The 26,999-nt window shown below is 38.0% G+C and carries 23 protein-coding genes; all 23 read right to left on the reverse strand.

Annotation, left to right across the window (positions count from 1 at the left end):
- Positions 1–1,737: a 2-oxoacid:acceptor oxidoreductase subunit alpha gene (locus QFZ28_RS20445; protein WP_307196355.1), complete on the reverse strand. Its 1,737-nt coding sequence runs from the start codon at positions 1,735–1,737 to the stop codon at positions 1–3.
- A gap of 466 nt (positions 1,738–2,203) precedes the next feature.
- Positions 2,204–2,464, reverse strand: coding sequence for a stage V sporulation protein SpoVS (spoVS, locus tag QFZ28_RS20450; RefSeq protein WP_003181955.1), 261 nt, complete (start codon positions 2,462–2,464; stop codon positions 2,204–2,206).
- A 170-nt stretch (positions 2,465–2,634) separates the two neighbouring features.
- Positions 2,635–3,432 carry a TIGR00282 family metallophosphoesterase gene (locus QFZ28_RS20455; protein ID WP_307196356.1) on the reverse strand — a complete coding sequence of 266 codons (798 nt, stop codon included), beginning with the start codon at positions 3,430–3,432 and terminating at the stop codon, positions 2,635–2,637.
- A 109-nt stretch (positions 3,433–3,541) separates the two neighbouring features.
- The gene (gene rny / locus QFZ28_RS20460; protein WP_307196357.1) at positions 3,542–5,101 is read right to left on the reverse strand and encodes a ribonuclease Y; all 1,560 of its coding nucleotides are present in this window, start codon (positions 5,099–5,101) and stop codon (positions 3,542–3,544) included.
- A gap of 313 nt (positions 5,102–5,414) precedes the next feature.
- The gene (gene recA / locus QFZ28_RS20465) at positions 5,415–6,455 is read right to left on the reverse strand and encodes a recombinase RecA (RefSeq protein ID WP_179602312.1); all 1,041 of its coding nucleotides are present in this window, start codon (positions 6,453–6,455) and stop codon (positions 5,415–5,417) included.
- Between the two features lie 441 nt (positions 6,456–6,896).
- On the reverse strand, positions 6,897–8,150 hold the full coding sequence (locus tag QFZ28_RS20470) for a competence/damage-inducible protein A (RefSeq protein ID WP_307196358.1): 1,254 nt from the start codon (positions 8,148–8,150) through the stop codon (positions 6,897–6,899).
- A gap of 17 nt (positions 8,151–8,167) precedes the next feature.
- On the reverse strand, positions 8,168–8,746 hold the full coding sequence (pgsA, locus tag QFZ28_RS20475; RefSeq protein ID WP_307196359.1) for a CDP-diacylglycerol--glycerol-3-phosphate 3-phosphatidyltransferase: 579 nt from the start codon (positions 8,744–8,746) through the stop codon (positions 8,168–8,170).
- A gap of 50 nt (positions 8,747–8,796) precedes the next feature.
- Entirely contained in the window at positions 8,797–9,717 is a 921-nt protein-coding gene (locus QFZ28_RS20480; protein ID WP_307196360.1) for a helix-turn-helix domain-containing protein, read from the reverse strand.
- A 21-nt stretch (positions 9,718–9,738) separates the two neighbouring features.
- Positions 9,739–10,530 (reverse strand): DUF3388 domain-containing protein, encoded by a 792-nt coding sequence (locus QFZ28_RS20485; protein WP_307196361.1) that lies wholly within the window; start codon positions 10,528–10,530, stop codon positions 9,739–9,741.
- A gap of 157 nt (positions 10,531–10,687) precedes the next feature.
- On the reverse strand, positions 10,688–10,945 hold the full coding sequence (locus QFZ28_RS20490; RefSeq protein WP_034676717.1) for a DUF3243 domain-containing protein: 258 nt from the start codon (positions 10,943–10,945) through the stop codon (positions 10,688–10,690).
- A gap of 80 nt (positions 10,946–11,025) precedes the next feature.
- A complete protein-coding gene (gene ymfI, locus QFZ28_RS20495; RefSeq protein WP_307196362.1) occupies positions 11,026–11,748 on the reverse strand; it encodes an elongation factor P 5-aminopentanone reductase in 723 nt (240 codons plus the stop codon).
- A 75-nt stretch (positions 11,749–11,823) separates the two neighbouring features.
- On the reverse strand, positions 11,824–13,113 hold the full coding sequence (yfmH, locus tag QFZ28_RS20500) for an EF-P 5-aminopentanol modification-associated protein YfmH (RefSeq protein WP_307196363.1): 1,290 nt from the start codon (positions 13,111–13,113) through the stop codon (positions 11,824–11,826).
- Positions 13,113–14,393 carry an EF-P 5-aminopentanol modification-associated protein YfmF gene (gene yfmF / locus QFZ28_RS20505; protein ID WP_307196364.1) on the reverse strand — a complete coding sequence of 427 codons (1,281 nt, stop codon included), beginning with the start codon at positions 14,391–14,393 and terminating at the stop codon, positions 13,113–13,115. Before yfmF ends, yfmH begins: the two co-directional genes overlap by 1 nt.
- Before the next feature lie 282 nt (positions 14,394–14,675).
- Entirely contained in the window at positions 14,676–15,626 is a 951-nt protein-coding gene (locus QFZ28_RS20510; protein ID WP_307196365.1) for an ABC transporter permease, read from the reverse strand.
- A 1-nt stretch (position 15,627) separates the two neighbouring features.
- Positions 15,628–16,707: an ABC transporter permease gene (locus QFZ28_RS20515; protein ID WP_307196366.1), complete on the reverse strand. Its 1,080-nt coding sequence runs from the start codon at positions 16,705–16,707 to the stop codon at positions 15,628–15,630.
- Positions 16,704–18,227, reverse strand: a complete 1,524-nt coding sequence (locus QFZ28_RS20520) for an ABC transporter ATP-binding protein (RefSeq protein WP_307196367.1) — start codon at positions 18,225–18,227, stop codon at positions 16,704–16,706. The genes QFZ28_RS20515 and QFZ28_RS20520 overlap by 4 nt, the downstream gene beginning before the upstream one ends.
- A 189-nt stretch (positions 18,228–18,416) precedes the next feature.
- Positions 18,417–19,490: a BMP family lipoprotein gene (locus QFZ28_RS20525; RefSeq protein ID WP_373428153.1), complete on the reverse strand. Its 1,074-nt coding sequence runs from the start codon at positions 19,488–19,490 to the stop codon at positions 18,417–18,419.
- Between the two features lie 111 nt (positions 19,491–19,601).
- A complete protein-coding gene (locus QFZ28_RS20530; protein WP_307196369.1) occupies positions 19,602–20,327 on the reverse strand; it encodes a GntR family transcriptional regulator in 726 nt (241 codons plus the stop codon).
- A gap of 246 nt (positions 20,328–20,573) precedes the next feature.
- Positions 20,574–22,919, reverse strand: coding sequence for an FtsK/SpoIIIE family DNA translocase (locus QFZ28_RS20535; RefSeq protein WP_307196370.1), 2,346 nt, complete (start codon positions 22,917–22,919; stop codon positions 20,574–20,576).
- Positions 22,920–23,075: 156 nt separating this feature from the next.
- Complete coding sequence (locus QFZ28_RS20540; RefSeq protein ID WP_307196371.1) at positions 23,076–23,312, reverse strand: YlzJ-like family protein; 237 nt, start codon at positions 23,310–23,312, stop codon at positions 23,076–23,078.
- Positions 23,309–24,061: a ClpP family protease gene (locus QFZ28_RS20545; protein ID WP_307196372.1), complete on the reverse strand. Its 753-nt coding sequence runs from the start codon at positions 24,059–24,061 to the stop codon at positions 23,309–23,311. The genes QFZ28_RS20540 and QFZ28_RS20545 overlap by 4 nt, the downstream gene beginning before the upstream one ends.
- 158 nt (positions 24,062–24,219) lie before the next feature.
- Positions 24,220–25,887 carry a ribonuclease J gene (locus tag QFZ28_RS20550; protein WP_307196373.1) on the reverse strand — a complete coding sequence of 556 codons (1,668 nt, stop codon included), beginning with the start codon at positions 25,885–25,887 and terminating at the stop codon, positions 24,220–24,222.
- A gap of 242 nt (positions 25,888–26,129) precedes the next feature.
- Positions 26,130–26,993 (reverse strand): 4-hydroxy-tetrahydrodipicolinate synthase, encoded by an 864-nt coding sequence (gene dapA, locus QFZ28_RS20555; RefSeq protein WP_307196374.1) that lies wholly within the window; start codon positions 26,991–26,993, stop codon positions 26,130–26,132.
- Positions 26,994–26,999: the final 6 nt, after the last annotated feature.

A 26,999-nucleotide genomic window follows, 5' to 3' on the forward strand; every position in this document is an offset into this window, starting at 1 on the left:
TTAGAACAACTCCTTACATTTTGTATATACTTCGTGTGGTAAGAACGGATTACCGTCATATTTTAAATGTTTAATAATCTTCTCTGCATGACCGACATTCATTTTCATAATGTTAGCCAATTGTCCAGTAGCGTTGTTCTCAACAACTACTACTTTTTTAGCTGAACGAACAAGTGGTAATACTTCGTCCGTTGGGAATGGGTGAATCAAACGAATCTGAGCATGGTTTACTTTTAAGCCATCGTTTTCTAAACGAACCATTGCTTCTTCAATTACACCACGAGTTGAATTGAATCCAACAAATAAGACGTCTGCATCTTCATGTTTCACATTTTTATAAACTGGTGTGTTGAAACGAATATTTTCCACCTTACGGAATCGCTTGTCCATCTGTGCAATTCTGTTTGCTGCCGATTCAGATGGTTTACCCGTTTCATCATGTTCAACACCTGTTACATGGTGGATACCATTTTTCATACCAGGGATGACACGTGGTGAAACTCCATCAGCCGTCACTTCATAACGTTTGAAATATCCTTTGTTTTCATTTTCAGGAATTTCATCTGTTACCAGCTTACCGCGTCTGATTTCAACTTTATCGATACTTAAAGGTTCAACTGTCTGCTTACCTAGAGAAAGTTGAAGATCTGTAAGAACAATTACAGGACATTGATATTCTTCAGCAAGGTTAAATGCTTCAGCAGTATCATAGAATGCTTCCTCTACAGTACTTGGAGCCATTACGATTTTAGGGATTTCTCCATGTGTTCCATAGATCATCGCCATTAAATCAGACTGTTCTTGCTTTGTTGGTAATCCTGTAGATGGACCTCCACGCTGGGTGTCAACAATAACAAGCGGAGTTTCTGTAATACCAGATAATCCGATTGCTTCCATCTTTAATGATAGTCCTGGCCCAGCAGATGCAGTAATTGTGCGAACACCAGCATAGTTGGCACCAATTGCCATTGTACATGCTGCAATTTCATCCTCTGTTTGAATAACCGAACCACCAAGTGCAGGAAGCTTTTTAATTAAATATTCCATTATTTCAGAAGCTGGTGTAATTGGGTAAGCGGCCATAAAACGGCAGCCAGCTGCGACAGCTCCTAATGCAATTGCGTCATTTCCAATCATGAACATGCGCTGCTTGCCGTCAGCTTTTTCAAGTTCCATTATTTCAACGCCATCTACAAGCTGTTTTTTCATATAATCATATCCAGCTTTAATGGCATCCATGTTTTTCGCAACTACTTGCGCACCTTTTTTACCAAAAATCTCTTGAACTACTTCTTCAAAAACATGAATATCGAGATTCAAGACAGCTGATGTAGCACCAATGGCTACCATGTTTTTCATTAGGGAAGTTCCTAATTCAGTAGCAATTTCTGTAAATGGAACCGCATACAATGATGCTTGTGTATCTTCTGGTTTCTTCGGCGTGAATTTTGCATCAGCAAGGATAACACCTTTGCTGTGTAACTCTTTGTAGTTTAAATCGATAGTTTCTTGGTCAAAAGCGACAAGAACATCAAGATCATCAGAGATTGAACGAACTTCTGTCGTACTTACTCTGATTTTGTTGTTTGTATGACCGCCTTTAATACGAGATGAAAAGTGACGATAACCATACAAATAATAACCTAGGCGATTCAATGCAATAGCAAATATTTCCCCTGTACTTTCAATACCTTCCCCTTGTTGTCCGCCAACTTTCCACGAAAGTTGATTGATCATGACTTACACCCCTTTGGATATGTAAAAAGTATATTTTAAAATCACTAATAGTGTAGCACTTTTCCGAGTAAATCACTAGAATTTAGTCTTTTAAAGTACTAAAGACTAAATAATATGAATTCAGAAGATGTACTAAACGCTTACAATTCTAGACCTCTAAACCAAAAATTGCAACCCTTTCAGACGAAATATTGTCTAAAATATGAATATTTTTTTATATTTAAAAAATTGACATTTAGTAATTCTGCATATCTCACTATAAAATTGCTATAAAACGTTGTTATTATGCGGTTTATGAAGGTATCTAATAAGATATACTACTTTAATACTCTATTATGGAAATCGCTTTCATTTATATTAGAATAGCATTATTATAATGATTTGTATATAAAAATACCTGCTTATAATTTAAGCAGGTAAAAGTTTATTATATTTATCCTGTTTCACATCTTTGATTCTATCTCCTTCATCTTGGTTCAACAATAAGCTTTATAGCCGTGCGTTCTTCACCATCAATCTGAATATCAGTGAACGCAGGGATGCAAATCAAATCAACTCCGCTAGGTGCTACAAATCCTCTTGCAATCGCTACTGCCTTAACAGCTTGATTCAATGCACCTGCACCAATCGCCTGTATTTCTGCTGCACCTCTTTCACGCAGAACTCCAGCAAGTGCACCAGCTACAGAATTAGGATTAGATTTTGCTGAAACTTTTAATATTTCCATTCCTAGCTCCCCCTTGTATAATCCCGATCCTGGCATGAGCAGTTTCATGAGCAAATCAGGTTTATAAGATTCCACTGCTACTATATTCATTCTGTAAAAGACATATTCCGGCTTGGACAAAAAAAGTGCTTTTTTACCAATAAAAAGAATAACCTTCCATAAGTGGAAGGTTAAGAATACCAAGGATTATCTTCATTAATTAAAATTCTTTCCATTTTTTTGCACTTGCCAGTTTTTCTGTCAAGTTCCATGTAGACTCCACTAAGCTGGGTTCTGCCAGCCTTAGGAACTTCAAATCTTACCGGTAGGCTTGTAAGGAACTTTGTGATGACCGCTTCCCTTTCCATACCAAGAATTCCATCATAAGGACCTGTCATTCCTACATCCGTTAAGTAGCCTGTGCCATTTGGCAGGACGCGGCTATCTGCTGTTTGCACATGCGTATGTGTACCCACGACAGCAGAAACTCTTCCATCTAAATACCAGCCCATAGCTTGTTTTTCACTTGTAGCTTCAGCATGAAAATCCACAAAGATAAAAGGTGTACGCTCTTGAGCGATTTCGATTAATTCATCTGCCTTTTTAAAAGGACAATCTAGAGGAGGCATAAAGGTCCGCCCTTGCAAATTGATGACAGCTACTTCTATGTCATTCACCTTAAAAAACGCTAACCCTTTTCCAGGAGTCCCTTCTGGAAAGTTAGCAGGACGTACCATATTTTTCGCTGATTCAATGAATTCAAAAATCTCCTTGTTATCCCATGCATGATTTCCAAGGGTTACAGCCTGAGCGCCAGAACCTAAAAACTCTCGATAGATTTTTTCTGTTATACCTCTGCCGCCTGCTGCATTTTCACCATTAATAATGGTGAAATTCGGTCGATATTTTTCTTTAATTTTTGGCACATACTCTTTTACCATATCTCGACCTGGTGATCCTACAACATCTCCAATAAATAATAAGTTCATTTGTTTTCCTTTCAAAAGCATTTATTTACTATAAATTGTATCACACTTTTATATTATTTAACCGTAAGTGGAATTACGAAAAAAATAAAGCAGTGCTTTGAGCACCGCTTTATTTTGCGTATTCTACAGCCCGTGTTTCACGGATGACTGTCACTTTAATATGTCCTGGATAATCAAGTTCTTCTTCTATTCGTTTTCGAATATCACGAGCCAAACGATGTGCAGCTAGATCATCAACCGCATCTGGTCTTACAATGATCCGCACCTCTCTGCCTGCTTGGATTGCAAACGACTTCTCAACACCATCATAGGACTCAGAAATTTCCTCCAGCTTTTCTAAACGGCGGATATAGTTTTCTAGAGTTTCACTGCGTGCTCCAGGTCTCGCAGCTGATAAAGCGTCAGCAGCAGCCACTAGAACGGAAATGGTTGATGTTGGTTCCGTATCACCATGGTGTGAAGCAATACTATTGATAACCACTGGGTGTTCCTTGTATTTTGTTGCAAGTTCAACCCCGATTTCAACATGGCTTCCTTCCACTTCATGGTCAATTGCTTTTCCAATATCGTGTAACAGACCTGCACGACGTGCAAGAGTCTCATCCTCACCAAGTTCAGCTGCAAGCAAGCCCGAAAGCTGTGCAACCTCCATTGAGTGCTTTAAAACATTTTGACCGTAACTTGTACGGAACTTTAAACGTCCTAGGATTTTAATAAGATCCGGATGTAATCCATGAACTCCGACTTCAAAAGTCGTTTGTTCACCGACTTCACGGATGTACTCATCCACTTCACGACGAGATTTCTCGACCATTTCCTCAATTCGTGCAGGATGGATACGTCCATCTTGGACTAATTTTTCAAGCGCTAATCGCGCCGTCTCTCGACGAATCGGGTCGAATCCTGATAGAATAACAGCTTCTGGAGTATCATCGATAATCAAGTCAATTCCTGTAAGTGTCTCTAGTGTACGGATATTTCTTCCTTCACGGCCAATAATACGACCTTTCATCTCATCATTTGGAAGGTTGACTACAGATACAGTCGTTTCCGCAACATGGTCAGCAGCGCAACGCTGGATTGCAAGCGATAGGATTTCCTTCGCTTTCTTATCTGCTTCCTCTTTCGCGCGGTTTTCGCTTTCCTTAATCATTATCGCAGTGTCATAGGTTAACTCCTGCTCCATTTTATCGATAATGATGTTCTTCGCTTCCTCACGAGTCAAACTCGAAATACGTTCAAGTTCAGTTTTTTGTGTTCGTACCAACTCGTCCACTTTGCTTTCCATCTGTTCAATATGCTGTTGTCTTTGGTTTAGAGAATCATCCTTCTTTTCTAATAGAATTTCTCGTTTATTTAACGATTCATCCTTTCGATCTAAATTCTCTTCTCTTTGCAGTAAACGGTTTTCTTGTTTTTGCAGTTCATTTCTTCGTTCACGAACCTCACGTTCGGCTTCTGTACGAAGTTTGTGAATTTCATCCTTTGCCTCAAGCAAAGCTTCTTTTTTCAATGAATCAGCATCTCGCTTTGCATCTTCAAGAATCTGCTCTGCAGCATTCTTTGCACCTGCTATTTTTGCCTCAGCAATGGATTTACGAACAAAATAGCCAACAACGGCACCGACGATAATACCAAGCAAAATGGAGATGATAGTAATAGGGTCCATCGTTACACCTCCTCTTGCTATGAACTTTTGTTACACTTTTTAAGTGTCGGCATGTACATTGGTTAGGTTCAACATACAGCAAGCACCAAGCTTTTCATTGTAATATTAACAAAAATGTAAAATATACATGTTAATTGTAAATGTGTGTATATTTATTGTCAAGGGTAACTCCTGACAGCTTTTTGAAATATTTAGACTTTGTTCATATTTTAACAATATAAAAATCATTAGGGCGCGAATAAATATACATAATAAATAATAAATATTCATTTTATTAAAAAAAGCAAAACCCAAATCAGGTTTTGCTCTTTTGTTAGTCTATTAATTCGAACTGTTCGTCGTCATCGGCTTCAGTGACAATCTTTTCACCGTCTAATCCGAAGTGTTCACGAATCTTTTGTTGAATTTCAAGGCGAACACTTGGATTTTCTCTTAAGAAAGTCTTTGCATTTTCACGGCCTTGACCTATTCTTTCCTCATTATAGGAATACCATGAACCGCTCTTTTGAACGATATCTAATTCAGAGCCGATATCAATAATCTCGCCCTCTTTAGAAATTCCTTCACCATACATAATATCCACTTCAGCTGTACGGAATGGAGGAGCAACCTTATTTTTAACGACCTTAATCTTGGTTTTGTTTCCAACCACGTCAGTACCCTGTTTAATAGCTTCTCCACGACGTACTTCCACACGAATCGTAGAGTAGAATTTTAACGCACGACCACCAGGTGTCGTCTCAGGGTTCCCAAACATGACACCAATCTTTTCACGAACCTGGTTAATAAAGATTGCGATTGTCTTTGATTTGTTTATGACACCAGAAAGTTTACGGAGTGCTTGAGACATCAAACGGGCTTGAAGACCCATGTGAGAATCTCCCATTTCTCCTTCAATTTCTGCTTTTGGAACTAGTGCTGCAACGGAGTCGACTACTAGAATATCAATTGCACCACTTCGTACCAGTGCTTCTGCGATTTCAAGCGCTTGTTCCCCAGTATCTGGCTGGGATAACAATAACTCATCGATATTTACTCCAAGTTTTTGTGCATATGCTGGGTCAAGGGCATGCTCAGCGTCGATAAATGCTGCTTGTCCGCCTGCAGCTTGTACTTCTGCAATTGCATGTAAAGCAACAGTTGTTTTACCAGAGCTTTCAGGTCCGTAAATTTCGATAATTCTTCCTCTAGGATATCCGCCAACACCAAGTGCTGAATCTACTGCTAATGAGCCACTTGGACTTGTTAAAATCCTTGTGTCTGTCTTCTCACCCATTTTCATGATGGAGCCTTTACCGAATTGCTTTTCAATCTGTTTTAGCGCCATTTCTAAGGCGGCTTTACGATCACTCACTACTTGTTCCTCCCTTATATATAAACCAAAAAGTTAATAGCCAAAAATCTATGTTTTAAATCCTATTAATAATATAACCTCTTTTTAATCATTTGTACAGCAAAAAATCGAACACTTATTCGACTTTTTTGGAACATAAAGTAATGTAAAAACAGGTAATTACTCCAGTCATTTTAATCTTTTCAATCATATTTTTTCTTGTATTTTACTTTTTCTTTTATTGTCTGATAATTATAAAATTACAGTCGGTTATACGAACTCTATAGTTACCGACAACCATTAAATAGTAGGGGCCGCGGGCACTATAAGAGCTCTATAGTGACCGAAAACCCCAAAATAGTAGGAGCTATGGTCACTATAACAGCTCTATAGTGACCGAAAACCCAAAATAGTAGGTATTACGGTCACTATACCTAATCAACATAAAAAATCACAGAGAGCTTAGTTAGCTTTCTGTGATTCTTTCAATTGCTTTATTAAATAATAGCAGCCATATTTCACCGAACGGCTCCGGTTTGCTTCTCTAGAACCGCCAAGTTCTAGCTTTTCAACAACTGTTTGCTTTCCTCTAATACAAATTCCAATGTAAACTGTCCCTACAGGTTTGCCCTCAAGCTCGTCAGGACCAGCAACACCTGTAAAACTAATTCCTATATCAGCAGATACTAAAGCCGCAACATTTTCAGCCAATTCTTTCGCACACTCATGACTTACAACACCATGCCGTTCAATGGTATCCTTTTTAACTCCTAAGACTTTCTCCTTAACCTCATTCGTATAACAAACTACTCCGCCCTTCAGGACTGAACTAACACCAGGTACACTCGTTAGTTCCTGCTGAAACAATCCTCCTGTTAAGCTCTCTGCAGCAGCAATAGTTAATTTCTTGTCTTTTAAAACTCTCATCAGTTCAGCTACTAGAGAAGTATTGTCATACCCATATATAAACTGACCTACGCGAGCTCTAATGTTACCCTCTACTTCATCAAGCATACCCTCTGCCGTTTGCAAATCTTGGTGCTTCGCGGTGAGCCTTAACGTACATTCCCCATCTGCAGCCAGCGGGGCAATGGTTGGATTTGTTTGCTGCTCTATTAAATCTATGATTTCCGTTTCTAACGCTGCCTCACCAATTCCAAAGAACCTTAAAACTCTAGAAACTATTTTCTCATCCGTTTTTACTTGTTTGGACAAAGCTGCAGTACCAAAGTGTAAAAACATTGGCTCCATTTCCTTCGGCGGCCCTGGCAGAAGCATATATACGCAATTACCATTGTCGACCATCATACCTGGTGCCATCCCATGATGATTTGGAAGGATAGTAGAATCCTCTAAAACAAGGGCCTGCTTCTTATTATTTTCAGTCATTACCCTATTTCCCTTTTTAAAATAAAGTTCAATAGATTCTAATGCTTCTTGATCCATTACTAGATTTTTCCCTAAATGCCGAGCAATTGTTTCCTTCGTTAAATCATCTTTTGTCGGTCCTAGCCCGCCGGTAAGAATAATCAAATTTGAACGTTTTTCCGCAATTTCTATTGCAGACTTTAATCGGTCAGGATTATCACCAACCACCGTATGAAAAAAAACATTAATACCTATTCCCGCGAGTTGTTGTGAAATAAATCGTGCATTACTATTAACGATTTGACCCAGCAGTAATTCAGAACCAACAGCAATAATTTCTGCATTCATATCCGTTACCCCAAGTTCTATTTAGAATTTTTAAATACATGCATATTCTTTGAAAAATAATCCCATCCAGACCAAATAGTAAATATTAACGCAACCCATAATGCTACATCATCAAACGGAAATCCAATCATCTCAAAAATAATATTATGTAATAAAAGTGCAGATATTGCGATAATTTGTGCCCAGGTTTTGATTTTTCCGAGGTTATTGGCAGCTACCACTTCACCACCCTCAACTAATAAGAGACGAAGACCCGTAACGGCAAATTCTCGGCTTATGATTAAAATAACAATCCAGGAAGCTGCATATCCCAGATCAACAAGAACAACAAGCGCTGCAGAGACAAGTAATTTGTCGGCAAGTGGATCGAGGAACTTCCCCATATTGGTAACAAGATTATATTTTCGTGCATAATAGCCATCTACCCAATCTGTTGCAGAAGCAAAAATAAAGATTAGTGCTCCAACAAAATGGGTTACCGGAAGATCTGCTCCCAGTAAATGCATGTTCCCCCAATCAAAGGGGAAGAGCATAATTATCAAGAAAATAGGTATTAGAAGAATCCTTGATATCGTTATTTGATTTGGTACATTCATTGTTTTGCCTCCAGGTAATATTAGAACGAAAAATAGTCATCACTAGATGACTATTCGTTCTTCGGAACATATTGAATCGTAATGTTCTGTTGAACCACATCAGCAGGTGGTATTGCAAACTCGAGCTTTTGGTCATTTACGTAAATTTCTGTATCGACGGTCCTACCAACAACAATGACTGCTTTGGTGTCGCCTGTTAAATCAACTTCTGTACTTTGTGTCCCAGTGGTGGATAATAAACCCTGGAATTTCGATTGACCAGCGCTATTTTTTACATTTACCCATGTTTGCCCGGTTGAAACCAGTTTCACTACAAATTTATCTGCATTTTTCAAATCATAGGTAGAGTTTTTTCCACTGTTTTGAACGGCTGTTAATTCTTGTTTTGGAGCTTCTACAACCGGTTCTTCCTCAACAGTCTTTTGTTCATCATTCTTTTCATCTTGATTTACTTTTGTGTCGTCGTTTTCTTTGGTATCTTCTTTTTCTGTCTCATCTGCTTTGTCCAGATTTTCAGAGCGTAGAAATTTCACAGGTTCATTTTCCTTATTAATCTGTTCATTGGCTTTGTCTCCAACGTTATTAACAAAGAAATAATACAGTAAACCAGCAGCGCCAATAATAAAGACCCCAATTAAAACCTTTGGGATGATATCAAAAATTTTCGAGGATCCTTCTGTTACCGTCTTTCGTGTTTTTACCCTAGATAGTTTCTCAGGTAAATCGTCATTATGAGTTGCTGGAATTTCGTTTTTATATGTTTCAAATATTTCTTCTGGATTAAGCTGCAGCGCTTCAGCGTATTGTTTGACAAAAGCACGAACATAAAAATTTCCCGGCATGCTAGAATAATTGCCTTCTTCAATCCCTATTAAATACCGCTTTTGAATTTTTGTGATTGACTGTAAATCCTCTAAGCTTAATCCTTTGGCTAATCGCGCTTCTTTTAGTCGATTACCTAATTCAGTCACTTTTTAACACCTTCCAATTAATTAAAATCCAAAATCTCCAAAATCAGAGCCAGAGAATAAGTTATTTTGGTCGACAATATCATACGTGATTTCTTCATCCGCATCGTTTCGGAGCTCGATAATATAATCGAAATCATCAAGTGTGTACTCAGAATTTTGAACAAAGATATCAGGGTGTTCGACCACTTTAACCGCCGGTAAACGCATGATTTCACGAACAAGCTGCCAATGTCGTTCACTAGCACGTTTGGTTGAGACAATTCCATCGAGAATAAACAAATTATTTTCGTTGTATTCATCTTGAATCAGCTGATTACGTATTGTTTGTTTTAGAAGAGTGGAAGATACGAACAGCCATCGTTTATTGGCACAAACGCTCGCTGCTACTACAGACTCCGTTTTACCTACCCGCGGCATCCCACGAATACCTATAAGTTTGTGTCCCTCCTGCTTAAATAACTCTGCCATAAAATCAACCAATACACCAAGTTCACTTCGAACAAACCGGAATGTCTTTTTATCATCCGCATCACGTTGTATGTATCGTCCATGGCGGACTGCCAGGCGGTCACGAAGTTTTGGTTCTCTAATTTTTATTACTTTTATTGTGTCCATTGTATTTAAAATTGACTCTAACCGTTTAATCTGGTTATCATCTTTTGCTAAAATCAATAAACCGCGTCGCCCTTCATCTACACCGTTAATTGTTACAATATTAATTGATAGCATTCCGAGCAGGGATGAAATGTCGCCCAATAAACCCGGACGGTTTTTTTGAATCTCATATTCTAAATACCATTCTTTTTTATCCATAAAAACCTCCTCAGGCGTATACGACAAATTTTTCATTTCCTCATCTATCCAATATAATATATGATTTTGATAGAAGATGAAAGCAAAAACAAGTTCAATCCTGAATTAAGTATGGAATACACCTAAGAAGCAAAAAAAAGAGAGGTTGCCCTCTCTCTTAACGACTGCCATTATTTTGAACTAATTTTACCATAATGTTTGCAATGGCTTGCTGCTCTTCTTTATCTGCAACAGACCAAAGATCTGCAAGGATTCTTTCTTGCTCGTTTTTCGGTTCTACCTGCTCTGCAAGGTAATCACCAATTTGTAATGCAAGCGCACTTATAGCACCCTCGCTCATCCCTTCATTTTGTGCTTGGTGAAGGCGGTCAGCAAGAAAATCTTCCCATTGCTTCCAGTTATCTAAAACAGACATAATAAACCCTCCTTTATAGTTGTACATTGTTATTTTGCAATGATAGGGAGGAATTTATTCATTAAAAATATATGTATAATTCATGCATACCATCCGCCATTTATTGAAAGAACTTGTCCTGTAATATAGGAAGATTCATTAGATAGTAAAAATTTAACACCATTGGCAATTTCCTCAGGAACACCTAACCTGCCCATGGGAATTTCGTATTGAAGAAGTTGTTTTTCCTCCTCAGAGAACTGGCTCATCATGGGTGTTTCAACCGCACCAGGAGCAATGGCATTCACTCGCACCCCATTTAATGCTACTTCTTTACTTAATGCTTTTACAAACGAAATTTGTGCCCCCTTGGCAGTCGAATAAACCACTTCGCAGGCAGCACCTGTTTGACCCCAGATGGAGGAAATAAGAATAACATTTCCTGACCGTTTCTGAATTAGTTTTGGCAGCAGTTCTTTCGTTATCATCAAAGGATTCATCACATGAACACTCATTATTGATTCTACGTCTTCCTGCTTAATATCCACTAGGAGGCCATAATGCGTATTACCGCTGCAATGAATAATGGCATCGATGGAAAAGATTTGCGAACAAATCCTTTTATAAGCCTCGTGTTCTTCTAAATTTGCTTGAATAGCAGTATATTCACCGCCAAAAGGTTTAAGTTGATTTAATAAATCCCTAATTGATGTTTCATTTTGATTAAAGTGCAGATACAAATTATAGCCGAGAGAGGCCAATTTCAAAGCCACCGCTCGTCCTATCCCGCCGCTTGCTCCCGTAATTAATGCGTATTTTTCCACATGCTTCACTCTTTCTATTCTAACTACTCCTCATCATAAACGAAAAGAAAAGCGCCGGCTAGCGACGCTTCTTTGTTATTTCTTAGGTATCACTTGGCAGACAGAGAAACGTTCTTCTGAAATAACTTCTGATGCCATTGTTTTAATATCATCCATTGTTATTTTCTCTAGTGTAGGAACGACATCGAATAAATTCATATCATTAAAAGCATATCTTGTGAATTGGTTAGCAATATATTCTGGTGAGTTCACAGCACGTAAGAATGCCCCAATTTTTTTCTTCTTAGCTCTTTCTAATTGCTCTTCAGTAAATGATGTTCCATTCTTAGCTTGAAACAGCATGTTTTTGAGCTCTTCCGCAAGTTTATCGGGATTTTCTGTGTCTCCGCCAACCATTGCAAACCCAAACCCTTGTTCCTGTGTATAATCATAAGAAAAGGTTTCATCGATCAGACCTTGATTATAAAGTTGATTATAATTTTCTGAGCTTTTTCCAAACAACAAATCAAGAAGTACATTCATGGTTAATTCATTCTTCAATAACTCAGGCCCCGTTTGGTCTACATGCAGTGCTTTCATCCCAATTAAACATTTAGATGTTTGCACATTCATCTCCAGTACTTGTTTTGGCTCAGCAGTCTGAAGTGGCTCCTCTTCAAATTTACGCTTAATTTCTGGCATTTCCTTATAATCCTTTTTCGCTTGGTTTTCACGTACTTGATTCATAAATTTATTAGGGTCAACTGGCCCAACAATGAATAATAACATATTGCTCGGATGGTAAAAGGTATTGTAGCACTCATAGAGCAAGTCTTTAGTAATATGTGATATTGATTCAATTGTACCAGCTATATCAATCTTAACAGGATGGTTTTGATATAAATTTTGAATCAGCCCAAAATATAGACGCCAATCTGGATTATCATCATACATAGTGATTTCTTGACCAATAATCCCTTTTTCCTTTTCAACTGTTTTTTCCGAAAAGTAAGGATCCTGAACAAAATCAACTAATGTTTCTAGGTTTTTCTCTACATCAGAAGTACTGGAAAACAAATAAGCAGTCCGGGTAAATGAGGTAAAGGCATTCGCGGATGCCCCCTGTTTGCTAAATTGTTGGAAAACGTCTCCATCTTCCTTTTCAAAAAGCTTATGCTCAAGAAAATGGGCAATACCATCTGGTACCTTTACATATTCTTCTTTTCCCAATGGCACAAAATGGTTATCAACGGATCCATACTTTGTCGTAAAGGTTGCAAACGTTTTGTTAAATCCTTTCTTTGGGAGGATATAGACATTTAAACCATTTGGTAACTTTTCATGGTAAAGTTCTTCTTGAAGCTGGTCAAAATTGATTTTCTCCATTATTTTACCGCCTCCGTTCCAGTTAAGAAGTAGATGGTATCAAGTTCAATTTTATTTGCAACAGCCACAATTTCTTCTTTTGTTGTTTTTTCCATATCATTGATCCACTGCTCAAGTTTTATATCCTTACAAGCCACAACATTATGGTAAAGAATCTCTGTTAATCCTCGGGAGGTATCAATGGTTTCAAGAATTTGATTTCGAATCACTGCTTTTGTTTGGTTTAATTCTTGATCAGAAAAGTCACCTTTTTTCATTGCTTCTAACTGATCACGAATGATTCCAACCGCCTGGTCATAGTTTTTCAAGTCTATTCCTGACGAGACCATCATAAGTCCCTTATGGCTCTCTAACCTGCTAGAGACATAATAGGCTAAGCTTGCCTTTTCACGGACATTGATAAACAACTTAGAGTGTGAAAATCCTCCAAAAATGCCATTGAACAATTGAAGTGCAAAATAATCGGAGTCACCATAGACAATATTGGTACGGTACCCGACATTTAATTTTCCTTGCTTTACATCCTGTTCTTCTTTAATTTCATTTACCTGTTCCTTTTTTTGAATATCAGCGGATACAACCTTTTTCAGTGTACGGTTTTCAAATTTCAATAGACTATCGACAAGACTTTTTACCTCTTCCTCCTTTACGTCACCAATGACATAAAGGTCCATTTCATCTTCGGAAAACGCTTTTTTATAATATTCGTATAAGTTTTCTGGTGTGATTGCATCCACATCCTCTGCTTCTCCATTCACTTGCAGAGCGTATGGCTCACCTTTACACATTTCTTGCAATAATCGGACATTAGAATAGCGCATTTTATCATCATAAACAGATTGAATTCTCTGTTTTAAAGTTCTTTTTTCTTTGTTCACTGTTTCTTGATCAAATGCATTGCCTGAAACATTTGGGTTTGTCAAAACTTCGAAAAGAAGTTCGAACCCTTTTTTCAATAATGGCGTAGGATCACTTAAGAATTTCTCATTTGCGATTTCAAGCGTAAAAGTAATGATTTGATATTCACCTTTTTTCGCTAAATCAATAAATAGCGTGGCACCATATAATTCATCCAAATAAGAACGTAATGCAGTTGTTGTCGGATATTTCGCGGAACTGCTTTGCAAAACATGAGGAAGCAGTGCTCTTTTTGTTACATCTTCCTTTGTTAAAGGTGCTTTCATTTTCCATACAAATGTATTCGTTTTGTATTTATCTGTTTCAATGACATGGAGTTTGTAGCCCTGCATATTGGTGATTTTTTCGGCAGTTGAATCCATCTCATAACCTCCTTCAGATTTCAAAATCCTTCTTATTATATATGTAAGCATTCATCGTGTTATTTTACATCTTTTCCATTGTATTTATCACTTATTCTTACTATAATTTGCCAGGCTTGGTTTTTACAAGCTTTAACCACTGACAATTTATATAAAACAAAGGCTGTGTTAAAATAGGCTGTTGATTTGCGCTCCAATCAACAGGTTCTTAAATCATGAGGTATCCACTAACACATCCAAATAAAAAAGGCTGACAAATATGTCAACCCTTTTACCTTATTATTATCGTTTTCCTGGATCGAATGGTTCTCCAGCTGCTTTAGGTGCTTGTGAAGATTTAGAGAAGATAACTAAAGCAATTAACGTTACTACATATGGGAAAATTTTTAGAATGATTGGCGGAATTACAGCCAGTTCAGGGATAACTTGAGATACGTTCGCGATTGTACTGGCAAATCCGAAGAATAATGTTGCTCCTAAGATTCCAAGTGGTCTCCATTGACCAAAAATTAAGGAAGCAAGCGCTAAGAATCCAAGACCTGAAACGGAACCAGTAAATTCGCCTGCGTAAGTTAAAATAATGATCGCGCCGCCTAATCCTGATAATGCACCAGAAATCATTACACCGATATAACGAATTCTTACAACATTTATCCCTGCTGCTTGAGCCGCCTGTGGAAACTCACCACAAGACTTTAAACGCAAGCCAAATTTTGTTTTATTAAGAATAAACGCACTAACAAGTAATACTAATAAAATAAACCAAGTTGTCGCATACGTTTTTGTAAACAATAAATCCCCAATAATCGGAATTTGAGATAAGATGGGCACATCAAATGGTGTGAAACCGCTGGTAATACGAATATTACCACTGCCTGTTATATTTCTGGCTAAGAAAACTGTTAAAGCCATTGCAATCATGTTAATCGCTGTCCCACTAATTACTTGGTCAGCACTTAAATTAATGCTGGCAAAAGCATGTAATAACGAAAACAAAATTCCTACTATCACTGCAACTAATAACCCAATCCATAATGCGGATGTAGTATCCATACTATCCTGTAAAAAGTTAACTGTAAGGGCACTCGCAAATGCTCCTGAAATCATTAAACCTTCTAAACCGATGTTTACGATACCGCTTCTTTCACTAAAAAGACCGCCTAATGCTGTTATAAGAAGAGGAATTGTAAAAACAATTGCGTAAGGGAATATTTGTTCAATTATGGTCCACATTTTATGCTTCTCCCTTCTTGCCAACAGGTCCATTTACATCATTTGCATTTGAACGAGTCTTGCGGAATTTATTTAATAAACGGTGAATCAGTACGCTGGTAGCAGCAAAATAAATAATAATCGCAATAATTGTATTTGCAAGTTCTGGTGGAATCTCAATCATTGCATTCATGAAGCCTGTTCCTGAATAAAGAATACCGAAAAGAAGTGCTGCAAAGAATACGCCAATTGGAGAGTTTGCTCCAAGTAAAGCAACCGCAATGCCATCGTATCCCTGTGATGGTAAAATACCAATCTGCATGCTGGAAGCATTACCAGTATATAATGCTACCCCGCCAAGACCTGCAAGTGCACCTGAAATTAACATAGATAAAATAATATTGCGATTTACTTTCATACCCGCATATTCTGCTGCGTGTCGATTGAACCCTACAGCTTTTAGTTCAAATCCTAATGTTGTTTTATTGATGATAAAAGCAATGATAAGAACAGCAATAACGGCAAAGAACAGACCTAAGTTAATATAGGAACCTTGAAACATTTCTGTCAGCCAAGGCGTTCTTAAAGTAGACTCTTCAGCTAGTTTGCGTGATTCAGTTTCTAAGAATTCACCTTTAAAATAACCTGGAACCACATAGTAAACGGTCCAATAAGCAATCCAGTTCATCATAATGGTTGATACTACTTCATGCACATTGAATCTCGCTTTAAAATAACCTGGAATAAATGCCCATAATCCACCACCGACAATACCAGCTAGGACCATAACTAAGATTAATATTGGTCTTGAAAGATCAAACGTTAATCCAACAGCAGTGGCACAAAGGCCGCCAATTAACATTTGACCTGCAGCACCGATATTAAATAGACCTGTACGGAAGGCAAAAGCGACAGCAAGTCCAGTAAAAACTAGTGGAGTTGCAGTTGCTAGAGTATCACCAATACGTGATATATTTTTTAATGCACCTTGAAATAAATACGTATAACCTTCAACTGGGCTTGCCCCAATAAAGAGCATTAATAATCCCCCAGCTATTAGTCCTAGAACAATTGATATTAACGATACAATGGTGTTTCTCATACGCTTCTCTCCTTACTCACTCCTGCCATCATTAGTCCTACCTCATTCTCATTCGTTTCAGAAGCATTAACTGTTCCAATCAACTCTCCATTATTAACGATGGCAATACGGTCTGAAAGCTGAAGAACTTCATCAAGCTCTAAGGAAACTAAAAGAACAGCCTTTCCTTTATCACGATGCTCGATTAATCTTTTGTGGATATATTCAATCGATCCTACATCCAATCCTCGAGTAGGTTGTACAGCGATAAGCAGATCAGGATCTAATTCCATTTCCCGGCCGATAATGGCCTTTTGCTGATTTCCTCCGGATAGAGTCCTTGCTATTGATGCTCCACCTTCACCTGAACGGACGTCAAAGTTTTCTAAAATACTTTTAGCATATTTCTTAATTGCTGCGCCATTTAGTAATCCAGCCTTTGCAAACGGCGGTTTATTATAAACCTCTAAAACCATGTTATTTTCTAGTGTATAATCAAGAACAAGTCCTCGTCTATGTCTATCTTCAGGGATATGGCCAATTCCGCTTTCAATTCTTTGGCGAATTGGAATATTTGTGATATCTTGACCTTTTAATAAAATTTTCCCTGATTCAGCTTTTCTAAGTCCGGTAATCGCTTCAACGATTTCTGATTGTCCATTCCCTTCGACTCCAGCGATACCGACTATTTCTCCTCTTTTGACTTCAAGGGAGAAGTTTTTAAGTCCCAATACTTTTCTGTTATTTTTTACAGAGATAGAATCTATTTGAAGTACAACCTCACCAGGTGTACTAGCTTTCTTATCCACTTTAAAGTTAACTTGACGGCCAACCATCATTTCTGCCATCTGTGCCTCGCTTGTTTCTTTTACGTTAACGGTTCCAATACCTTTTCCACGCCGAATAACCGTACAACGGTCTGCAACCGCTTTTATTTCTTTTAACTTATGAGTGATGATGATAATCGATTTACCTTCATTAATAAGATTACGCATAATTTTCATTAACTCTTCAATTTCATGCGGTGTTAGTACAGCTGTTGGTTCATCAAAAATAAGAACTTCGGCTTCACGATAAAGCATTTTCATGATTTCTACCCTTTGCTGCATTCCTACTGAGATATCTTCAATTTTTGCATGAGGGTCAACATTTAATCCATAATGCTTTGACAATTCTGCAATTCTTTTTGCAGCCTTATCTATATCTAGGACCATACCTTTTAACGGTTCACTGCCTAAAATGATATTCTCTGTGACTGTAAAATTTTCTACTAATTTAAAATGCTGATGGACCATTCCAATACCAAGCTGATTAGCTACATTGGGATTTGTAATTTTTACTTCCTTTTCTCGGATTTTAATGATTCCTTGTTCAGGTTGATACATACCGAACAATACACCCATTAATGTTGATTTACCGGCACCGTTTTCACCTAATAAGGCATGTATTTCCCCTTTTTTTAATGTTAGGGTAATATTATCGTTTGCTACAATACCAGGGAATTCTTTCCTGATATTCAGCATTTCAACCACATAACTCATAGTAGCACTCACCTTTTTATATAGACTCGAGTTTCTTCCTGAAAATAGGGAGTCCCCTATCACAACATCAAACTAAAGGATATTGAATCAGTTAGACATGAATTACTCTTGTAATATGGATATTGGACAGAACAATCATACATAAAGGACATAAAGAGACGGAAAAAACCGTCTCTTTATGATTTTTTATTACTTAAATAAACTTCCTTGTTCTGCAGCAACTTTGATTTCGCCAGACTTAATTTTTTCAAAAACTTCTTTTACTTTTGAAGTTGTTTCCTCGCTTAAGTTAGGATTTTCTGCAGGTAAGCCAATACCATCGTTTTTAGCATCGAATGTTAATGTATCACCGCCAGGGAATTCACCATTTATCTCGCGCTGAATCAGGTCAAATGTAACATTATCTAATTTTTTCATAGCAGATGTCAGGATAATTGATTTATCTCCATCATACTTACCATCTTCATATTGGTCAGAGTCAACACCAACGATCCAAACTTTTTCGCCTGCTTTTCCACGAGTTTTTGCTTCGTTGATTGCACCTACACCAACACCGCCAGCAGCTGTAAAGATTACATTAACACCACGGTCATACATTTGTGCAGCAATTTGTCCACCAGCAGCTACGTTATCGAATGAACCTTGGTAAAGCACGTTTTCAGCTTTAATGTTAAGTTTTGTACCTAGGTTATCGTTCGCGTATTTAACACCTTGCTGGAAGCCCCAGTTAAACTTTTGAACAGCTGGAATTTCCATACCACCGATAAATCCTGCTTCTCCTTCTTTTAATTCAAGAGCAGTAGCTACACCTGCCAAGAAGCCTGATTCATGTTCAGCAAAGAAAACAGCCACTGTGTTATCCTTAACAACTGGTTTAAAATCACCAGAATGTGGATTACCATCAAGAATTACAAATTTTGCATCCTTATATTTATCCTGTGCTTTGAAAACGGCAGTTTCAAACTTGAATCCAGGTAATACAATAAACTTATAACCTGCATCATATAAATTGCCCATTTCCTTTAGGTATTCTGCCTCAGTAGTACCAGCTGGCTTAAGGTATTTTTCTTGGATTCCAAGCTCATCTTTAGCTTGAAGTATACCTTCCCAAGTACCTTGGTTAAAGGATTTGTCATCAATTGTACCAGCATCGGTAACCATACCAACTTTAATAGCGTCTTTACCATTATCTCCACCAGTACCCTTGTCATCACCGCCGCCACATGCTGCTAATAATGTACTTGCAGCTAAAATCACTGACATAGCTAAGCCAAATTTACGTTTCTTCAAGGCAATTGACCCCCTATATTTTTGTTTGATTTAGTAGGAAATTTCAGAAAGCAGTTTGATTGCGTTTTCATCATCCACAAAAAATTAAAATCTTTTTCGCAAAACTTGAAAACTAAATTTATCTGCTTTAAAGTAGTTTACCGAGAAAAGGACTGGTTCATCCACTTCATCAAAATGCATTTGCTTTAAAACAAGCAAAGCCGTTTCTGGCTCACATTCTAAAATAGGTGAAATTTTCTCATGATAACCAATTGGTTCAATTTGAGCAACCGCGTAAGTAATCTTCCGATTGGCCTCTTCTTCCAAAATGGAGAATATTGATTCCTCTCCATGAGAAAAGGTCTCTGGCAAGATTTTTTCAGGTACCTTGTCGATACAGTAAACGACAGGTTCTCCATTTGCGGTTCTGACCCGCTCCATGACCACAATTTCCTCATCTGTAGAACATGAGAAACGACGAATATCCTCTTCAGTGGCTCCAACAGTTGATGAACTTAAGAAAATGGTGCCTGGTTTCATCCCAGCTTTAAAGATCATGTCCGTAACACTATTAAGTTGTTCAATCCCTGAGGTAAACAGAGGTTTCGCGTTAACAAACGTACCAACACCATGGCGGCGAATGATTACATTTTCCTCTTCAAGTATCCGTAGTGCTTCTCGAAGTGTAGCTCTACTTACACCCAGTTGTTTCGCAAGATCGAATTCAGATGGTAATTTTTCTTTTTCCTTGTAAACTCCTAGTTCGATATCTTGTTTTAACCGATCAATAACTTGTAGGTATAAATGTCGGTTATCTAGCTTAATAGACATGCAGGTACCTCCAACTCTTCCTAAGACATCAGACATCTGATGTATAATCATTCCTACTAATCGAAAATAATATACCATTTTTTAAGGCATAAGGAAATAGAATTTGTAACTTTTGTCGAAAAAAGCGAAATTGTCGAAAGATGTCAAAAATAATAGGACTTTTTACTCTGAAATCTGCTATATTTTATAGTTGTCTACAATCGAAAGGCAAAACATGTAAAAAAAAAGAGCCGCATGGCTCTTTTTTTAATTCACTTCTTCGTTTGGTTTAGAATGTAAAACAGTTCTTGGTTTACTGCCTTCATATGCTCCAACAATACCACGTGCTTCCATTTCGTCAATTAAACGTGCAGCTCTTGTATATCCAATTCGAAAACGTCGTTGCAGCATTGAAACTGAAGCAGTCTGCATTTCTATTACTAAATCAACAGCCTCTGAGTATAAATCATCGTCAACTTCGCCAACTGCCTCTGGTGTATCATCTGGTATCATCTCTTCTTGATATTGTGCCTTTTGCTGTCCAATTACAAAATTAACAGTATCTTCGACCTCATTGTCCGATAGAAATGCTCCTTGTACACGAACCGGTTTGGAAGCTCCTACAGGCAGGAATAACATATCCCCTCTGCCTAGCAGTTTTTCTGCACCGCCCATATCTAAAATCGTTCTGGAATCCGTAGCACTGGAGACAGCAAACGCAATCCTGGAAGGGATATTTGCCTTAATAACTCCTGTTATGACATCAACTGATGGTCGCTGTGTTGCAATAATTAAGTGAATACCCGCAGCACGAGCCATTTGTGCCAATCTAGTAATTGAGTCCTCTACATCTGATGAGGCTACCATCATTAGGTCTGCCAGCTCGTCCACAATGACAACGATATAGGGTAAAAGTGGCTGCTTGTCATTTTCCTCATTGTTATGCCTTTTAACATGGTCATTATACCCTTCAATATTACGGGTCCCTGTATGAGAGAACAGTTCATATCGTCTCTCCATCTCACTTACTACCTTTTTCAACGCTTGCGATGCTTTTTTGGCGTCTGTTACTACAGGCGCTAATAAGTGTGGTACGCCATTATAGACATTTAACTCAACCATCTTCGGATCAATCATCATTAACTTGACTTCGTGAGGTTTAGCTCTCATTAATATACTGGTGATAATACCATTAATACAAACACTCTTCCCGCTTCCAGTGGAGCCGGCTACAAGTAGATGGGGCATTTTATTTAATTCAGCAAGTACTGCTTCTCCAGTAATATCTCTGCCAAGACCAATTAGAAGCTTAGATTCCGGTTTATTATTTTGGGTTGCTTCTAATACCTCCCTCAGGGATACCATGGCAACCTCAGAATTAGGTACTTCAATCCCAATGGCTGATTTCCCAGGGATCGGAGCTTCTATTCGGATATCTTTAGCAGCAAGTGCCAATGCTAGGTCATCACTTAAACTAACAATTTTACTAACCTTAACCCCTACATCAGGGTGCACTTCATATTTCGTAACAGCTGGGCCAAGGTGCACTTGGGTTACTCGCGCTTTTACCCCAAAGCTCTGAAAAGTCCGTTCCAATTTAGCTGCATTTGCATGAATTAATTCGTATTCACCGCTCTGATCTGTTTTTTTCGGCAGCTTGAGAAGTTTCAAAGGCGGTAATTCATAGGCTACATTCTCTACTTCTGTGAAGGTAATCGGAGGAGTGGAATCTTCTTCGTCTATTTTTTGGTCATTCCCTTTATTTTTAGTATCCTCTTTTCTTCGTTTAGGTTTTTGTGACTCCTCGTCTGGATATGCACGATCTGCAAAACTTGAGATTAGGGGCTCAGGTGTAACCACTTCGTCCTGTATACTTTGCATGGGAGTAATGATTTCAGGCTGCACAGAAGCAGCACGGTTTTCCCGTTCACGCTGCTGCTGAATCCGTTTCTCCTCGCGTCGTTCTTGTTTTTTCTGCTTCCATTCTTCCATATCCAATAGAAAGGCGCTCCATTGCCCTTTTGAAAAATCAATTAGAGTTATACCTATTTTTGCAACAAATTCACCGAATGATTTTCCTGTGAGTAAAATAAATCCAATTAATATAAAGATAAATGCAATAATCTTGGTCCCAGTTTCAGCAAAAAGGTAATGAAACATAGCAAAAAGAACGGCACCAATCATTCCCCCGCCAAGATCAATGGTGCTCGTTTCTCCTTTAACTTCCATCATAAAAATTTCCCATGTGTTATTTATGACACTTGGGTTTTTAAAGTTCCCGTCATTTGTTAACAAATGAAAAAGTGTAACATGACTTAAAAGGAGTATAGAGGAAACAATTAAATATATGCCAACTAATTTAATATGAAAGACAAACGGTATAGTCCGTTTCCACATCAGATATATACTGAGGATTACGAGTCCAATCAGGCTGAGCATATACCATTCACCCATCCAAAATCGGAAAAATAACACTGTTGCCTCACCAACAGCTCCTAATTTTGCTATCGCTATAATCGCAAGTGCTAATAAGACAAGCGCGGAAAGTTCAAATTGAACGGTTTGTTTTAAATGATTCTCTCTTTTTTTTGATCTTCTCTTTTTTTTAGCCATCTAATCACCTGTCTATATAAGTGTAATACTATCATTATCATCCTAACGCATTATCAAACATGGATATAAATACAATAGGAAATAAGTAACCTCAAACGAAGAAAGCAGCCTGAATGGCTGCTTAAGCTTCTTATCCTAATTATACCATATATCCTGCTAGTTTGCGGACAATCCTTCAATGCTGGCACAAGAAATTTTAGCACCTGGACATATACGTTCATCAAGATAATGCTGCGGATCACTGCTTAATATACGAACTACCTGTACATTTTGTGAATCGGTTTGTTCAACGATTAGGGATACACCTTGATAGGTTACAGTTTGTTGTTTAGTAAACGATTCTGCTTCAGGAGGAAAAATAAATTCCTGCGGCATCGTGGTATAAAGAATCATTGAATCAACCCCTCGGTAGACGCCTTTCTTTGGTCTATTAATTCATTTAGCTTTTTCATCGCTTGACCTAGTCCGCCAACTTCATCAATTAACCCATATTCCACTGCATCCGGACCAACTACGTTTGTACCTATGTCGCGAGTAAGATTACCTTTAGCGAACATTAAGTCTTTAAACTTCTCTTCTGTAATATTGGAGTGCTTCGTTACAAAATTAACCACTCTATCTTGCATTTTATCCAAATATTCAAAGGTTGCAGGAACTCCAATTACGAGGCCTGTTAACCGGATAGGATGGATAGTCATCGTTGCGGTTTCAGCAATAAAACTGTAATCACATGAGACTGCTATCGGAACTCCAATGGAATGGCCTCCTCCTAAGACAATCGAAACAGTTGGTTTTGAGAGTGTAGCCAGCATTTCAGAGATGGCAAGTCCGGCCTCTACATCTCCGCCTACTGTATTTAATATAATAAGTACTCCTTCTATTTTTGGATTTTGTTCAATCGCTACTAATTGAGGAATCAAGTGTTCATACTTTGTAGTTTTATTTTGTGGAGGCAGTGCTAAATGACCCTCAATTTGTCCGATAATCGTTAAACAATGAATACTTGAATCGGACGATAGCTGTGGGACATTTGTTTGTCCAAGCTGTTGAATTTTTTCCATTAGAGAAGAAGGCTTATCCTCTTTTTGAGGTTCTTGCCCTTCTTGATTGCCCGATTCGCTTCTTTGTAAATCCTTAGTCATCATAAGTCTCCCTTCACGCATGATAACGTTAGTATTAACCTATGAAACAATTTCATTCTAAGATAGGAATAATCATTAAAATTGTTTGTCGAATGGAACGAAGAGTAACAGTGTGCCAATAAAGAAAGGCATTGGATTATCCAATGCCTCGCTTCTATTTATACTTCCATAATAATAGGAAGTATCATCGGTCTTCTTTTTGTTTTTTCAAATAAGTATCGGTTTAATCCATCTCTTATGTCCTGCTTTAGACTTGACCATTCAAAAGCTTCCCTTGAAATGTTCTTTTGGACGATGTCTCGAACTAATTTTGTTGATTCATCCATTAACTTTTCAGATTCTCGAACATAGACAAAACCACGTGAGATAATTTCAGGTCCAGCAGCTATTTTCTTATCCTGGCGTGTTAATGTAACAACCACAATTAATATACCATCTTGAGATAGCAGTCTTCGATCTCGTAATACGATATTTCCTACGTCACCAACACCAATACCGTCAATTAAAACATTTCCAGATGGTACCTTTCCACCGATAGTTAACCTTCCATCTTTAAATTCAACGATGTCACCACGGTCTGGAATAATAATATTTTCATCTTCTATTCCACAATCTAATGCGAGTTTCCTATGGGCTTTTAACATTCGATATTCCCCATGCACCGGGATAAAAAACTGTGGTTTCATAAGGTTAATCATAAATTTTAGTTCTTCTTGACTACCGTGACTAGAGACATGTATGGTCCTTTTTCCTGAAATAACATTGGCTCCCGCTCTAAAAAGCATGTCCACTGTTCTTGATATCAATAATTCACTGCCTCTAAGCGGCGAAGCAGCAATTAAAACTGTATCTCCAGGCTTGATATTTACATGTTTAGCAGATTGCTTAGCCATTTTTTGAAGGGCCTCAATAGGCTCGCCTTGACTGCCTGTCATCAAAACTACAATTTCTCTATCTTCGTAGTTGTTTATTTCAGTTACCGGGACAATTAGATCTTCTTCGACTTCTAAGTAGCCTAAATCGAGTGCAATATGATAAATTCTTTCTAGACTTTTTCCTACAACGGCGACTTTACGGCCGTTATCCCTTGCTGCATCAAAGATATGCTGAATTCTGTTTATGTCGGACGCAAAGCAAGCCGCAATCATTCTGCCTCGCGTATTATAAAAGGCTGTAGATAATTCCCGTTCCACGATCGCCTCAGATGTGGTGTATCCAGGTTTTTCTGCATTCGTACTATCAGAAAGTAAACACAGTACACCCTTTTCACCAATCGCAGCCATTTTTCCTATTTCAGGCTTATAAAGTTTTGTTGCTGCCTGGTCGAATTTAAAATCCCCTGTATAAACGATGCTTCCCTCTGATGTATGGACACAAACACCAACAGAATCCGGAATACTGTGATTGGTTCGGAAGAAGCTTACTTCCACGGAATCCATATTAATGACAGATTCCGATGTTACCTCAATAAAATTAGTCTTCCCGCTATATTCCTGCTCTTTTAACTTTGCATTTGCAAGAGCTAAAGTAAGTTTAGTTCCATACACAGGTACGTCTACTTGGCGGAGAAGATAGGAAAGAGCTCCGATATGATCTTCATGTCCATGTGTTAAGAATACAGCCTTAACTCTCTCTTTGTTTTCAGTTAAATAAGTGATGTCTGGAATAACGATATCAATGCCAAGCATTTCATCCTCGGGGAACATTAGCCCGGCATCAATGATAAAGATGTCCTTGTCCACCTCAACAAGATACATGTTTTTTCCGATTTCTCCAATACCACCAAGCGTAATAATCTTAATGGAACTATTTTTTCTATTTATCAATTTCCGTTTCCTCCTATGTTGATTGTCTGGCTCAAGCACTTTTTCACTAGAGGTCTTCGACATTTCAAAATTGCCCGATCGAAATCAGTTATGATTATTATACTTGATAGTTGAAAACCTTTACAACCAAATTTAGTGGTTTTTACCACTTGAGGGATACTTGATTGGACCGTTTTGCCCTTTCATTAGAAAAAAAACACAAAATGCCAACCGAATAAAATTCGATTGGCATATTTGCATTATTACAATAATTTACTTAAGGCAGCACGTTCTTGTTCAGTTAATGGTACCAGTGGCAGCCTTACTGAACCAACATCGAGCCCTTTCATTTGAAGTGCCGTTTTTACAGGTGCAGGACTAGGAGCAGCAAAAAGTCCCCGCATAATTGGGAGAAGCTTTTGGTGCAGCTTTGCTGCTTTTTCATTATCCCCATCTAAATAGCTCTTCACCATTTCTTGCATTTCATTTCCAATCACATGTGAGGCTACGGAAACTACCCCTGCCCCGCCGATGGAAAGAACCGGAATCGCGATTGCATCATCACCACTATACAGATCGAAGTCACGATCCGTATTTGCAATGATATGTGTCATTGCATTTAAATCACCGCTTGCTTCCTTTACCGCTACAATATTCGGTATTTTTGACAGCCTTATAATTGTTTCAGGATGGATATTTACGGATGCCCTTGATGGGATATTGTATACCATTACTGGTAAAGTAGTGGCTTCGGCAATACTTTTAAAGTGTTGATACAAACCTTCTTGATTCGGTTTATTATAATAGGGTGCGACTAACATGATACCATCCACGCCAAGCTGTTCCGCTTTTTTCGTCAGTTCTACCGAAGCGTGAGTATTATTGCTGCCTGTGCCAGCTATTACTGGTATTCTTTTTGCAGTTGCCTTTACAACATGATTAAATAATGCCAATTTTTCTTCCTTCGACAACGTTGGAGATTCACCGGTTGTTCCCGCAACCACAAGAGAATCTGTTCCATGATCTATTAGATAATTTACTAATTGTGTCGTCTTAGAAAAATCAATATGACCCTTTTTATCAAATGGTGTAACCATGGCTGTTGAAACCCGCCCAAAATGAACCATTTTACT

Origin of the sequence: Neobacillus niacini (assembly GCF_030817695.1) — a bacterium.
Classification (GTDB): domain Bacteria; phylum Bacillota; class Bacilli; order Bacillales; family Cytobacillaceae; genus Neobacillus; species Neobacillus niacini_F.